11 protein-coding genes and 1 pseudogene are annotated in these 13,582 nt (G+C 71.5%); 4 read left to right on the top strand and 8 right to left on the bottom strand.

Annotated features, from left to right (window positions below; all coding sequences use genetic code 11):
- Window positions 1-67 precede the first annotated feature (67 nt).
- From NDW01_RS20935 to NDW01_RS20900, 8 genes are all read right to left on the bottom strand, one after another.
- Window positions 68-1,732 carry a serine/threonine-protein kinase gene (locus tag NDW01_RS20935; RefSeq protein WP_252822953.1) on the bottom strand — a complete coding sequence of 555 codons (1,665 nt, stop codon included), beginning with the start codon at window positions 1,730-1,732 and terminating at the stop codon, window positions 68-70.
- A gap of 32 nt (window positions 1,733-1,764) precedes the next feature.
- Window positions 1,765-2,574, bottom strand: a complete 810-nt coding sequence (locus NDW01_RS20930) for a serine/threonine-protein kinase (protein WP_252822952.1) — start codon at window positions 2,572-2,574, stop codon at window positions 1,765-1,767.
- Between the two features lie 105 nt (window positions 2,575-2,679).
- Window positions 2,680-3,207, bottom strand: a complete 528-nt coding sequence (locus tag NDW01_RS20925) for a YbaK/EbsC family protein (protein ID WP_252822951.1) — start codon at window positions 3,205-3,207, stop codon at window positions 2,680-2,682.
- Window positions 3,208-3,263: 56 nt separating this feature from the next.
- Complete coding sequence (locus tag NDW01_RS20920; protein ID WP_252775952.1) at window positions 3,264-4,106, bottom strand: M55 family metallopeptidase; 843 nt, start codon at window positions 4,104-4,106, stop codon at window positions 3,264-3,266.
- A gap of 56 nt (window positions 4,107-4,162) precedes the next feature.
- Window positions 4,163-4,552 (bottom strand): hypothetical protein, encoded by a 390-nt coding sequence (locus NDW01_RS20915; RefSeq protein WP_252822950.1) that lies wholly within the window; start codon window positions 4,550-4,552, stop codon window positions 4,163-4,165.
- Between the two features lie 13 nt (window positions 4,553-4,565).
- Window positions 4,566-5,381: a heavy metal-binding domain-containing protein gene (locus tag NDW01_RS20910; RefSeq protein ID WP_252822949.1), complete on the bottom strand. Its 816-nt coding sequence runs from the start codon at window positions 5,379-5,381 to the stop codon at window positions 4,566-4,568.
- The gene (locus tag NDW01_RS20905) at window positions 5,382-6,257 is read right to left on the bottom strand and encodes a heavy metal-binding domain-containing protein (protein ID WP_252822948.1); all 876 of its coding nucleotides are present in this window, start codon (window positions 6,255-6,257) and stop codon (window positions 5,382-5,384) included.
- 56 nt (window positions 6,258-6,313) lie between these two features.
- Window positions 6,314-7,093: an enoyl-CoA hydratase/isomerase family protein gene (locus NDW01_RS20900; RefSeq protein WP_252822947.1), complete on the bottom strand. Its 780-nt coding sequence runs from the start codon at window positions 7,091-7,093 to the stop codon at window positions 6,314-6,316.
- Between the two features lie 233 nt (window positions 7,094-7,326).
- Here NDW01_RS20900 and NDW01_RS20895 point away from each other — a divergent pair, with 233 nt between their 5' ends.
- From NDW01_RS20895 to NDW01_RS20880, 4 genes and pseudogenes are all read left to right on the top strand, one after another.
- Window positions 7,327-8,088: a hypothetical protein gene (locus NDW01_RS20895; RefSeq protein WP_252822946.1), complete on the top strand. Its 762-nt coding sequence runs from the start codon at window positions 7,327-7,329 to the stop codon at window positions 8,086-8,088.
- Between the two features lie 108 nt (window positions 8,089-8,196).
- Window positions 8,197-9,639, top strand: a pseudogene (locus NDW01_RS43890) (SNF2 helicase-associated domain-containing protein); the annotation flags it as partial.
- Window positions 9,622-12,600: an SNF2-related protein gene (locus tag NDW01_RS20885; protein WP_256512677.1), complete on the top strand. Its 2,979-nt coding sequence runs from the start codon at window positions 9,622-9,624 to the stop codon at window positions 12,598-12,600. The pseudogene NDW01_RS43890 and the gene NDW01_RS20885, both read left to right, overlap by 18 nt.
- Window positions 12,600-13,403 (top strand): SWIM zinc finger family protein, encoded by an 804-nt coding sequence (locus NDW01_RS20880; protein WP_252822945.1) that lies wholly within the window; start codon window positions 12,600-12,602, stop codon window positions 13,401-13,403. Before NDW01_RS20885 ends, NDW01_RS20880 begins: the two co-directional genes overlap by 1 nt.
- The last annotated feature ends 179 nt before the right edge of the window (window positions 13,404-13,582 follow it).

The raw sequence follows: 13,582 nt of genomic DNA, 5'->3' as shown, positions 1-13,582 counted from the left end.
GTTCGATCTTCCTCTGTCGGGCGCCGCCCCTGGTCAGGCGTTGGCTCTGGGCAGGGGTCGCCTCCGGTCAGCCGCCGAGCAGACTCCGGATGCCGGAGCGGAGGTGGGCGAGGTTGTGCGTGAGCGACCGGGCCTCGAAGGGCCGCAGGTCCGGCGTCTGGCTGAGCGCGAACGACACGAGCAGGAAGACGACGAATCCGATGACCGCCAGCGCGATCAGGGCCTGGTTCCGCCTCGGCAGCACGGCTCCCCAGAACCGCGCGAGCTGACGGCGCGGGGGCTCGCTGCCGGGCCCCAGGCACTGCACGATCACGAACGCCGCGGTGCCCAGCGCGACCGCGTGCGGGATCGTCAGCGCGGTCTTGGCGGCCAGCCCGATGAGCAGCACGATGACCCCGGCCATGATCGCCAGTGGGCTGACCAGCAGCATTCCCAGCGCCGCGCGCACCGCCGTGAACGGTGACTTGGCGATGACCGCGACCAGGTCGCCCGAGCGCGGTCCGCGCCGGGTGCGCTTGGACGTGAGCTCCTTGTGGCCGCGGTCGGCGGTCCGCAGGACGAGCAGCACGGCGAGCACGACGATGAGCGCCAGCGTGGGCGTCACCAGGGACAGCCCGATCGCGGCGACGAGGAGCAGCAGGCTCAGGAACCGGTAGACGCCGTACGGCTTCGGTTCATCGGGCCGCGGCGGCTTCGGCGGGCGCGGTGCGTACCCCGGCGAGCCCTGCTGCGGCCCCGGCGCGCCGTACGGGGAACGCGCGTACTGCTGTGGGGGCGGAGGCGGCGGCGCCGGAGGAAGCTGCCCGACGAAGTCGCGCGGGCGGGCCGGCGCCGGTGCCGGCGGGGACGAGACGGCGGTGAGCCGTTTGGTCTGGGACGACGGCGGGTCCAGCCGGGTGCTGTTGACGTCGATGCGCCGGGTCAGCTCGACGAGGGCGTGTGCGGTCGGCCGCTCGGCCGGGTTGCGTGCCATCGCCGCCCGGACGACCGGGAGCAGCGCCTCGGGCACGCCGTCCAGGTCCGGGCGGCCCTCCATGATCTTGTAGAAGATCGACTCGAACGTGCCGCCGCCGAACGGCGCCCGCCCCGTCGCGGCGTACGCGATCGTGCCGGCCCAGGCGTGGACGTCCGCGGGCGCGCCGGCGTCCTCACCCTCGATGATCTCCGGGGCGAGGTAGCCGGGGGTGCCGATCACGAGGCCGGTCGCGGTCAGCCGCGTCGCGTCGACGCCCTGCGCGATGCCGAAGTCGATGACGACCGGCTCGCCGTTCTCCAGGAACATGACGTTGCCGGGCTTCAGGTCCCGGTGCACGATGCCGGCGTCGTGGATGGCGGCCAGCGCGGAGGCCAGCCCCGTCGCCAGCCGCTGCAGCGCGTCGCCGCGCAGCGGGCCGTCGTCGCGGACCGCCTGCTCCAGGGTCCGGCCGGGAACGAACTGGGTGACGACGTAGGGCGGCTCGGCCGTCACGTCCGCGTCGACGATCTCCGCGACGTGCGGGCTGTGCACCCGGCGCATGGAGTCGACCTCGCGGGCGAGCCGGCGCAGGGCCGTCTGGTCCGACGCGACCCCGGGCCGCAGGACCTTCACGGCGACCTTGCGGCCGAAGGGGTCGGTGGCGAGGTGCACGACCCCCATACCGCCTTCCCCGATCTTCTCGATCAGGCGGTATCGGCCGATGCTCTCGCCGGACGTCTCGACCCCCTCCATAGATGCGTCACGATACCTGGGCATGTGTCACCTCACGGCCTTCCCGGCGGAACCGGTCACCACGCGGGAACCGGCCGCCGCTCGGTCAGACGGCCCGCCAGGCAGGCCGCGGTCGGGCGCTCGGCCGGGTCGCGGGACAGGGCACGGCGTAGCAGCGGCAGCAGCGGCTCGGGCACGCCGTCCAGGTCGGCGGCCCCGCGCAGCACCCGGAAGCAGACGCCGTGCAGCGACCCCGTCCCGAACGGCGGGCGGCCCGTCGCCGCGAACGCGACCGTCGCGGCCCACGAGAAGACGTCGGACGCCTCACTGCAACGACCGCCGTCGATCAGCTCGGGCGCGACGTAACCCGGCGTCCCGGTCAGCACGCCCGGCTGGGTGACCTCCTCGGTCCCCGCCTCCCGCGCGATCCCGAAGTCGATGATCTTGGGTACGCCGCCGAGCACCATGACGTTGCCGGGCTTGAGGTCCCGGTGCAGCACCCCGGCCCCGTGCACCGCCGCCAGGCCCCGCGCGAACCGCTCCGCGAAGCCGTACAGCGCCTCCTCCCACAACGGCCCGTACGTCGTCACCAGGTCGCGCAGCGGCACGCCCGCGACGAACTCGGTGACGAGGTGGGGACGGTCGCCGTCCAGGCAGGCGTCGAAGACCTCGGCGACGTACGGGCTGCGCACCCGCGCCATCGCCCGGGCCTCACGGGCCAGGCGGCGGCGGACGCCCGGGTCGTGCGCGAACTCGCGCCGCGGCTCCTTCACCGCGACCGTCCGCCCGAACCGGTCCGTGGCGCGGTACACCACGGACGTGGCCCCCTCGCCGACCCGTTCCAGCAGCTCGTACGAGCCCAGCGGCGCAACTCCCGTCGCGTTCATGCAGGGTTTGACGCCGAACCCGCTCCGGAGGTTCCGGATCGTGTCAACCGGGCGGGGCCCCTGGGCCCCGCCGGGGCCCGGCGCGCGGAGGCGCCGCCGGGTCCGTCAGCGGGCGAGGCCCTCGATGACCTCGGCCGAGCCGAGCGCGGCGAGCGAGGCGCCGGGGACGATCAGCTTGGACCGCCGCACCCCGCTGCCGACGACGACGTACGGGGTCTCGACGACGGCCCGGTCCACCAGGACCGGCCACTCGGCGGGCAGGCCGAACGGCGTGATCCCGCCGTACTCCATGCCCGTCTCCGTCACGGCCTGCTCCTGCGGCGCGAACGACGCCTTCCGCGCGTCGAGCCGGCGCCGTACGACGCCGTTGACGTCGGCGCGCGTCGTCGCGAGCACCACGCAGGCCGCGAGCCGCACCTCGCCGCCCCGCTTGGCGCAGACGATCACGCAGTTGGCCGACGTGTCGAGCGGAGTGCCGTACCGCTCGCAGAACGCGGCGGTGTCGGCGAGCTCCGGGTCGATCTCGGCCACCTGGAAGGCGTCCTCGCCCTTCCACGCGCGGATCGCCTCCGCCACGGGCGCGGCGAGCAGATCCGTACGGTCGAGGGCGGGCTCGAGCGACAGTCCCCACATGGGACGTCACCCTACCGACGGCACCCGGACCGCCGGCGTCAGCCGGACCTCCGACGTCAGCCGTAGTGCCGGCCGGTGCAGCCGACGTCTCCGCCGATCGAGGCCAGGATGCCCAGCACCGCCATGATCTCGGCGTAGTCGTCGCTGGTGAACTCCACCGACCGGGGGCCGAGCCGCTTGACGCCCGGGATCATCGCGCAGGACTCCGCCATCGCGGTGGACGCCCAGTCGATGCCCAGCGTGTACGGGGACGGCACCGTGTACGGGCGGCGGCGGTCCAGGTCGCGCAGGGCGCGGGCGGCGCCCTCCCGGATCAGGGCCTGGGCGCGGGCGGGCGGCAGGAGCTGCGCGGAGTAACGGTCGATGCCCTTCTTCACCGCGACCGTCTCGACGTCGCCGAGCACCTCGCGGGCCTCCGCGCACGCCGCCTCGTCGCCCGCCACGAGCGCGACCGGCACGCCCATCGACCCGGCCAGCGCGGCGATCAGCCGGATCTCGCCGCAGATCTCGCCGTTCAGGTAGAGGTTCTGGATCTCATAACCCATCCACGTGTGGTTGAGCACGCCGTGCGGCACGCCCGCGCGGGCGTGGTAGCCCACGAACATCGCCGCGTCATGGCCGGTGTCGAGCCCCTGCCCCATCCGCAGCGGACGGTACGGCCCGCGGATCAGCGAACACCGCTCGTCGATGAGGTCGGCGCGGATGTTCTTCGTGCTTCCGTGCGCGTCGGTGACGATCACCTCGTCGGCTCCGGCGTCGAACGCCCCGGCCACCGCGGCGTTCGCGTCGGCGGTCATCAGCTCGCAGCCGCGCTCGTAGCCGCGCCCGCCCGCCCGCATCTCATCCGGGTCGGTGAGCCCGGACACGCCCTCCATGTCGACCGAGACGAACACCCGCACTGACGACTCCCTTCACGAAGACGGCGCCTCGACCGTACAGCGTGGACCTTCGCCGGTCAGCCGCCGGCCACCAGGCGGCGGAGCGCCTCGGCGGCACGGGCGTCCGCCTCGGCCTGGGCCAGGAGCTCCTCGGCGAGGGCGCGCACCCACACGTCGAGCGTCACCTGGTCGCGGGACAGCACGACGCCGCGCACCTCGTGGTGGATCTCCCCGACCGGCCGGCCGGCGGCGGCCGTGAGGGACAGCGTGCGCTCGCCGAGCCGGACGACGATCCGATGGGGCCGCCCGTCACGCCCCCGCAGCCGGTCGCCCAGACTCCGCTCGTGCTCGACGGTCACGCAGCCGGGCGGCAGCGCGTCGGCGAGCGTTCCGGTCAGCACGCGGGCGTACGTGGCGAGGTCGGCGGTGTCGCGGCGCAGCGCGGCGGCCACCATGTCGAAGTCCATGGCCATCAGTGAATCAGCGGTCCAGCCCGAGCACCATCTGCGGTTTGGCGATGACGTGATCGGCCCGCAGCGGCCGTACGGCCGTCCCGATCGCGAAGAACTCCATCGTGTGGCCGCCCCACTGGTGGTGGAACTGGTCGAGGTAGACCCCGACGATCCCCTCGGCGTGCAGGGCCTGCGCCTCCGCCTGCATGCGGGTCATCGCCAGCTCCCGCGCGTCGTACAGCGCCTGGGTGAACTCCGGGATCTCAACGTTCTGCCCCAGGCTGCCCAGGACCGAGCCGAGCCGGCGGTGCGCCACGTGGTAGACGCACGTGCCCATCACCATGCCCAGCGGCGCGTACCCCGCCTGGATCAGGGTCCAGAAGTCCTGGCCGTTCAGGTCCGAGGTGAACGGCTGGTTCTTGTTGTTCCGCCAGTTCTGAGAGGTGTCGTCGGCCTTGACCGCGGTGCCGACGGCGATGAACTCGGCGATGTCGCTGCCGAAGTCGCGGAACTCCACGCGCAGCCGGACGCCGACGATGCCGTCCGCGCCGAGCTGGTCGGCCTCGGCCTCCATGCGGGTCATCGCCAGCTCCCGCGCGTGGTACATCGCGCCGGACAGCTGGTCCAGCTCCATGTTCTTGCTCCACCGGCCGACCTGGATGCCGACGTGGTAGATCGAGCTGCCCAGCACCAGCCCGAGCGGACGGAACCCGGCCTCCCGGACGAGCAGGAACTCGTTCACGGACAGGTCGCTGGTGAACAGCCCACCGGGCGCCCCCGGGCGCAGCTCGGCGAGCCGGGTCATCGCGTCGGCGGGAACTCCCTGAGCGACGGGATCGGTCATCTATCTCAACCTCATGATCGTCAACGGGCGGATCGGGCGGTGCGGAGCGCGGAACTCGGCGATCGCGGTGCCGAGGATCGTGGTCTCGACGACGTGGTCGTGCTGCTTGTCGGCCACCCTGCACTCACGTTCGTTCACGCGCAGGTCGACCCCGGAGACGACGACCCCGTCGGCGCCGGTACGCCCCGCGTCGGCCAGCAGGCGCGCGCGGGCCTCGTGCCGGGTCACCGACACCAGCTCCGTCCAGCCGCCCACCTCCTGCGCGGGCGCGAATCTGCCGGTGGACCAGTTGACCCGCCAGTCGTCATGGCGGACGCCGACCGAGGTGCCCATCACCAGGTCCACGGGCACCCAGCCGGTCTCGATCAGCTTCACGAACTCCTGGCCGCTCACATGGGACAGGAACACCCGGCCCGGGCGTACGCCCCCGGCGGCGCGGACGGCCGTGCCCATCGCCTGGAACTCCAGATGGTGCGCCGAGCCCTGGAACGGCGCGACGGTCAGCCGTACGGCCACGACGCCGTCCCCGCCCAGCGCCGCGCACTCGGCGGCCATCCGGCTCATCGCCGTGTGCCGGGCCCGGTAGAGCGTGTCGACGTACGCGCCATAACCGCTCCACGCGCCCTGCATCCCCGACGTGATCGTCGTCGCGGAGCCGGGGCCGAGGAAGGCGCGCCGGTAGCCGCAGTCGATCGACGCGCGATACCACCAGGCCAGGTTGTGGACCGCGCTGCCCATGACCTGACCGACCGGCTCGAACCCGACCGACCGCAGCCCGGCGAACTCGTTCACGTTCAGGCCGGAGGTCCAGGTGCCGGACCCGCGGGCCTGCCCGAGCCTCGCCTGCGCCGCGGGCGGCAGCGACTCGCCGGGCACCCCGCCTCCTGACCCGTTCACAATCGTGTGACGTACGACCGGGCCGCCGGGTTCCGTCAGCGGCCGGTGAAGCGGGCCTTCCCGGGTCCTTCCTCCATGAAGCTGCGCATGCCGTTCTTCTGGTCCTCGGTGGCGAACAGGCCCGCGAACTGCAGCCGCTCGATCTCCAGCCCGGTCGCCAGGTCGGTCTCCAGGCCGGCGTCGATCGCCTGCTTGGCGGCGCGCAGCGCGATCGCCGGGCCCGTGGCGTACCGCGCGACCAGCTCGGTTGCGGCGGCGTACACCTGGTCGTCCGGCACGACCCGGTCCACCAGGCCGATCGCCAGAGCCTCCTCGGCGCCGACGTGCCGTCCGGTGAAGATCAGGTCCTTGGCACGGGACGGCCCGATCAGCCGGGGCAGCCGCTGGGTGCCGCCGGCACCGGGGATGACGCCGAGCTGGATCTCCGGCTGGCCCACCTTCGCCGACTCCCCCGCGACGCGGAAGTCGGCGCACAGCGCGAGCTCCAGGCCCCCGCCCAGCGCGTACCCGGTGATCGCGGCGACGACCGGCTTGCCGATCCGCGCCACGGCGTTCAGGGCGTCCTGCAGCGCCCGGGCGTGCCCGGTGGCCTGGGCGTACGGCAGCTCGGCCATCTCCTTGATGTCCGCGCCGGCCACGAACGCCCGCTCACCGCCGTACAGCACGACGGCCCGGACGTCCGGGTCGGCGTCCACGGCCCGCGCCGCCTCGGCCAGCTCGGCCACGACCTGCGCGTTCAGTGCGTTCACCTTCGGCCGGTTCAGCCGGATGGTGGCGACGGCCTCCTCGACCTCCACGCGTACGAACTCGCCCACGGTGCCTCCCTCATCGACTGCGCTGCGTCGCGAGCCTAACGAGGGCGGTATCCGCTCAGGAACCCGCGGACCCCTCGCCCCGAAGCGTTCGCGCTCCTCTGCGCTTCCACGGCACCGCCCTGGTGGCCACAGAGCATGAGGTGCCGTCATATGTCCCGCCGACAGCAGAGGAACCGGTAAGTTCGTGATCTTCGGTCGGCGTCAGCCGCTGGAGTCCGCAAAGGCGAACGCCCATGATCGACTCTGACCCGGCACTTGCCCGACGTCGTCTGGACGCCGCACTCGACGACCTGGCGGCCGCCTTCGCCGGGATGACCGCCCGGCCCGATGAGTACAACTGCCCTTGCCATTGGGGCAGCGCGGAAGAGCTGGCGCAACTGAAGACGCCGGACATGGAGTTGGACCCTGACCTTCTGCGGCGTACCTGGCAGGCGCCGGACTGGACCGATCACCCTGCGGTGCTGCGGCGCATCCTGCCGCAATTCGCCTCAGCACTGGTCAACGGATCCATCACCCCGTGGTTCGGCATGGAGGAGGCGGGACGGTGTCTGGCCCGCGGCCAGTGGCAGCAATGGCCCACCGCACAGGCCACAGCGGTGCAGACGTTCCTGGACGCCTGGTGGGCCCACACACTCACCGACCCGGATCCCGCCGTGCCCGCCTACGAAGTGTTCGCCGCGAACGCTGAGGCCTCCGCCACGCTCACCCCCTGGCTCGCCGCGTGGGAAGCGACCCGGCACCCGGTGGCGGACCGGCACCTGCTTCAAGCGGTCGCGCACTGGGAGTCCGAACTGCTGGATGACAACCTGCCCTGGGACGCTTGGGAAGACGAGGAGCGGACCCGTGTGCAGCTGACGGCCTGGCTGGTCTCCCACGCCCCCGCCCGGCTGCGAGCGTGCGGTGACGCCGAAGAGCTCCTGCACAAGGTGCGGCTGCTCGGCCTCAGCGGTCCGGCCCGCTGGGACGACCCGCATTGGCCTGGCCATCGCCGTTGAGGCCGGAGGAACCTCTCACGGAGTAGTACAGGCTGGAAGGGGAGGGAACGTCGGCGGGGTTTGGTAACTTCACCGGGTCCGCAGCGCCGTCACGGGGGGTAGGCGATCATGCTCGTCGCGCACGCCACCTGGCACGGCGGTGCCCTGTGCCTGTGGGCGGAGGACTCCGCACTCCCCCTCACCACGCGCGTCCGCGTCTCCCCGAAGCCGCATCCCTTCGCGACCTCCGACTTCGAGGGCACCTCCTACGCCGCCGTGACGCACGGCGCGCCTCGGATCGAGCCGACCCTGCTGCTCCCCGGCTCCGCCACCGGCCCGTTCCCCTCGCCCGAGCTGGCGCGCGAGCCGACGTCCGGACGGCCCCGGCCGCATCCCTGGCGGATTCCGGCGCTCGTGCTCGACCCGCTCGCCGCCATGACCCTGCTACACCTGGCCACCGACTCCGAGGACGTCGTACGCGGCGCGGACCTGCGGTTCTTCGCGCACGTCGCCGAGGAGGCGGTCCACCTCGCCGCCCGGGGCCGGGTCCTGCCCACGCTCGTACGCGAGGACGGCGACCTGACGGCCCGGTGGCGGCCGGTGATCACCGGCGACGACGCCGCGCGATTTCGCGAGCTGGCCGCCGCGATGCCGCCCGCCTGCCGCGCCGCCGACGAGGACCTCGCCGCGTCCGACGTCCTGCTTGACGCGCTCTCCGGCCTCGTCGACGCCGCCGTACGCGGCGTCGTGCCGCACCCGCTGCTGCCCGAGCGCACGGGCCGCGTCCCCGACCGCCTGCCGCTCACCGAGCGCTGGGCCGCCGCGCTCACCGGGCCCGACCCGACCGTGTCCCGCGAGCCGGGCGACGACCCGGACGCGCTCGCCGCCGAGCTGGACGCCTGGGCCGCCGCGGCCCGCCGGTCGCACGGTCCCCTCCGCGTCTGCTTCCGCCTCGTCGAGCCGCCCGCGCCCGAGGGCGAGGTCGTCGTGCAGGGGCCGTGGACGGTCGAGTTCGCCGTGCAGGGCACCGACGACCCCAGCCTCTACGTCCCGGCCGCCGCCCTCTGGACCGGCGAGGTCACCTCGGTGCCGAACGCCGAGGAGACCCTGCTCACCGGCCTGGGCCGCGCGCTGCGCCTCTACCCGGACCTCGCCCAGGCGCTCCGGGTCGCGACGCCCACCAGCGTGACGACCGACGCCGAGGGCGCGTTCCGGTTCCTGCGGGAGTCGGCGCCCCTGCTGTCCGCCGCCGGATTCGGCGTCCAGCTCCCGCAGTGGGCGGGCCGGGCACGGCTCGGCATGAAGCTCACGACCCGCGCCAAGACCGCGACCGACGGGGCCGGGGCCGCCACCTCCTCCGGCTTCGGCCTCGACAGCCTGGTCGACTTCCGGTGGGACCTGGCGATCGAGGGCGAGGACATCACCGAGGAGGAGCTGGCCGAGCTGGCCCGGCTCAAGGCCCCGCTCGTACGGCTGCGCGGCAAGTGGGTCGAGCTCGACGAGCGCCAGCTGGCCTCCGCCCTCGACTTCCTGCAGCAGCGCCGCACCGGCGAGATGACCGCGGCCCAGGCCGTCCGCGCCGCCATCCACGCGGGCGACGAGGCCCTGCCGCTGCTCCAGGTCGACGCCGACGGCCCGCTCGGCGACCTGTTCTCCGGCGAGGCCGACCGCCGCCTGGAGCCGATCGGCACCCCCGACGACTTCGAGGGCACGCTGCGCCCCTACCAGGAACGCGGCCTCGCCTGGCTGTCCTTCCTCGACCGCCTCGGCCTCGGCGCAATCCTCGCGGACGACATGGGCCTGGGGAAATGCCTGGCGCCAGAGACACCGGTCCTCATCAATGGCGCACTCATCAGCGCCAAAGACGCATGGGCCCGCTTCTCGGGAGTAACCGAGTTCGATGGTGAAGGCGAATGGTCGACGCCGACCGAGCCTCTGTCGACAAACGCGATAGACGACGCAGGGAGGATCGTCCCGGCCCCGATATCACGTCTGTACCGGCAGCATATTCGGGAGCCGATTCGACGCGTACTACTGGACGACGGTAGCGAAATAAAGATCACCCGGCGGCACCACCTGCTCGGAGTCGACGGCTGGACAAGAGAGCTTCGCCCCGGGGATCGCGTGTGCGTCCCGGCCAAGCTCACCGTCTCCGGTGATCCGGCGGATCCCGACCTGACGACCTTCCTTGCATGGCAGCTCAGCGAAGGATACGAAGGCGACCATTACGCGGGGACCATTACTCAGAAGAAGCTGCCCGTACTGAAGGAATTGCACGATACGCTGCTGAGGATCGGCACGAAATACGGACTCGTGATCAACAAGCCGTCGGTCCTGGTGCCCACGAACGGGAATACACCCTACCTTCGATTCACGAGTAAGGACTACGCCTACTTCCTCGAAGAGCTCGGTCACCGGTGGGGGCGAGTCTCTGCACACAAGAGGATTCCCGAGTTCATCACATCCGCTGACGACGCCACCACCGCGCTCTTCCTACGCCACTACTTCGCCGCCGAAGGCTCGGTCAGAACGTCGATGAAGATGGTCGAGGTCTCCTCGGCATCATCCTGGATGCTCCACCAGGTCTCCATGATGCTGCGACGACATGGCGTCTGGATGCGAACGACGGTCAAGTACAAGAGCGCCACCAACGACACAGGGATCAAGCGGCCGTACACCGTAGGGATCATCGGCGGCCCTTCCTTGCGAACCTTCCGAGACCGCATCGGCATAGCGGACGCCGCCAAGCAAGAGAAGCTCGACCTATTGTGCGATACGCAGCACAACACCAACGTCGAGGGCATCCCGGCTTGTGACCTACTCGTACATGCCCGGCACGTCACCGGCCTGCCGATGAGGCACTTCGGCGTAGGCACGGTCTACTTCACCGGCACTCAGGAGATGTCGAAGAAGACGGCGTCCGCCGCCATCACGGCGATCAATGCCATGCTCTCCGGTGAAGCAGCCGCCGCCTACCAGGGCAAGAAGAAGAGCAAGTGGACGGCACAGGCACCGGCCTGTTACGAACGGCTCGACCGGGAAGGTCTGAGCGGTATCCGTGATCGGCTGAAGCAACGTGCAGACCGAGAGGTCTTCTACGCGAAGGTCCTGTCGGTCGAAGACGTCGAGTACGAAGGCTGGGTCTACGACTTCGAGGTCGCGGAGCACCATAACTATGTGGCTGCCGGCATGATCTGCCACAACACGGCGCAGACGCTCGCCCTGCTAACCGCCGAACGTTCGAAACGACCCACTGGGCCGACGTTGTTGATCGGGCCGATGTCGCTGATCGGGAACTGGCAGCGGGAGGCGGCGCGGTTCACGCCGAAGCTGCGGATCTACGTGCACCACGGCAGCGGGCGGCACCGCGGCGAGGACCTCGTGAAGGCGGCGGCCGAGGCCGATCTGGTGCTGACCACGTACGGCACCGCCGCGCGGGACCATGAGGCGCTCGCCGCGATCGAGTGGGACCGCGTCGTCTGCGACGAGGCGCAGGCGCTGAAGAACAGCGGCACCCGGCAGGCGCGGGCGGTCCGGAGCATCCCGGCGCGCAGCAAGCTGGCGCTCACCGGCACGCCGGTGGAGAACCATCTGACCGAGCTGTGGTCGATCATGGAGTTCGCCAACCCCGGCGTGCTCGGACCGCGCCAGTACTTCCGCGAGCGGTTCGCGGTGCCGATCGAGGCGCACGGCGACGAGGAGGCCGCCGCCGCCCTGCACCGGGCGACCGGCCCGTTCATCCTGCGCCGCCTGAAGACCGACAAGACGATCATCACGGACCTGCCGGACAAGCAGGAGATCAAGGTCTGGTGCAATCTGACGCAGGAGCAGGCGTCGCTGTACCAGGCGACCGTCGAGGACATGCTCGACCAGATCAGCGGCAGCGAGGGCATGGAGCGGCGTGGCCTCGTGCTGGCCACCATGGCCAAGCTCAAGCAGGTCTGCAACCACCCCGTCCACCTGCTCAAGGACGGCTCGCGCCTGCACGGCCGCTCCGGCAAGCTCGAACGCCTGGAGGAGATTTGCGCCGAGGTCGTCGAGCAGGGTGAGAAGGCGCTCGTCTTCACCCAGTACGCCGAGTTCGGCGCGATGCTGCGGCCGCACCTGGAGGCCAAGCTCGACCGCCCGGTGCTGTGGCTGCACGGCGGCGTCAACAAGAAGCAGCGCGACGAGCTGATCCGCCGGTTCCAGGAGGACGCCGATCCGGCGATCTTCCTGCTGTCGCTGAAGGCGGCCGGCACCGGGCTGAACCTCACCGCGGCCAACCACGTCGTCCACGTCGACCGCTGGTGGAACCCCGCCGTCGAGGACCAGGCGACCGACCGCGCGTTCCGCATCGGGCAGACCAAGAACGTCCAGGTCCGCAAGTTCATCTGCGTCGGCACGATCGAGGAGCGGGTCGATGAGATGATCGAACGCAAGAAGTCCCTGGCCGAGCGCATCGTCGGCACCGGCGAGGGCTGGCTCACCGAGCTGTCCGTCGCCGACCTGCGCGAGATCATGCGGCTCGACCCCGAGGCGGTGAGCGACTGATGCCGATCTACGGGAAGGCCCGGCCCGTCGAGGACGGCCTGAAGGCGAAGTCGAGCGGGCGCGGCTCCATCGGCGAGCAGTGGTGGTCCCGCCGCTTCATCGACGTCCTGGAGTCCTTCGCCGATCGTGGCCGGCTCACGCGGGGCCGCACGTACGCCCGCAAGGGCCAGGTGATGAAGCTGCGGATCGACGCGTACGAGGTGACCGCCCTCGTCCAGGGCTCCGACCCCGAGCCGTACGAGGTGTCGATCGGCATCGACCCGGTCCCGGACGCGGTCTGGGAGTCGATCGAGCAGGCCCTGGCCTCCCAGGCGGTGTTCCGGGCGCGGCTGCTGGCCGGGGAGATGCCGCCGGAGATCGAGGACGTCTTCGCCATCTTCGGTGTCTCGCTGTTCCCGCAGTCGTCGGCGGACATGCACCTGATGTGCAGCTGCCCGGACTGGGGCGACCCGTGCAAGCACACCGCCGCGGTGCTCTACCTCCTGGCCGAGGCGTTCGACGACGACCCGTTCCTCATTCTCACCTGGCACGGCCGCACGAAGGACGACCTCCTCGCCGGCCTGCGCCGCCTCGAACCCGCCGAGGTCGACCCGCTGACCATCGAGGAGACGCCCCTGGCGGAGCGGATGGAGGACTTCTGGGCGCCCGCCGTCGTCCGCGACCGCCCGCCCGCTCCCCCGGTCCCCCCGGCCCTGCTGCTCCGTCTCCTCGACCCGCCCAAGGTCAAGGTCCGCCGCCGGGACCTCGTCGACGTCCTCAAACCCGCCTACGAGGCCCTACCCGACCTCGAAGATCCGGATTAGTCTCTCATTCCGCGCCATACCAGCCGATGAAGCGCGGCCATGGTCGTCCCACGGTGTCAGCGGTGTGCCCTGAGGCGGGGAAATCGGTTGTGGCTCGCTTTCCGCGATGGACGGCGCTGACGAGGCGTGCCTGTCCGCTCACCGCCCCACCCCCACCGTCCCTTCTCCTCTCCGCCTTT

The organism is Actinoallomurus soli (assembly GCF_024055715.1).
In the GTDB taxonomy this organism is placed as follows: domain Bacteria; phylum Actinomycetota; class Actinomycetes; order Streptosporangiales; family Streptosporangiaceae; genus Actinoallomurus; species Actinoallomurus soli.
Note: the sequence above shows the minus strand (reverse complement) of the source record. Positions and strands in the feature narration are given on the sequence as shown.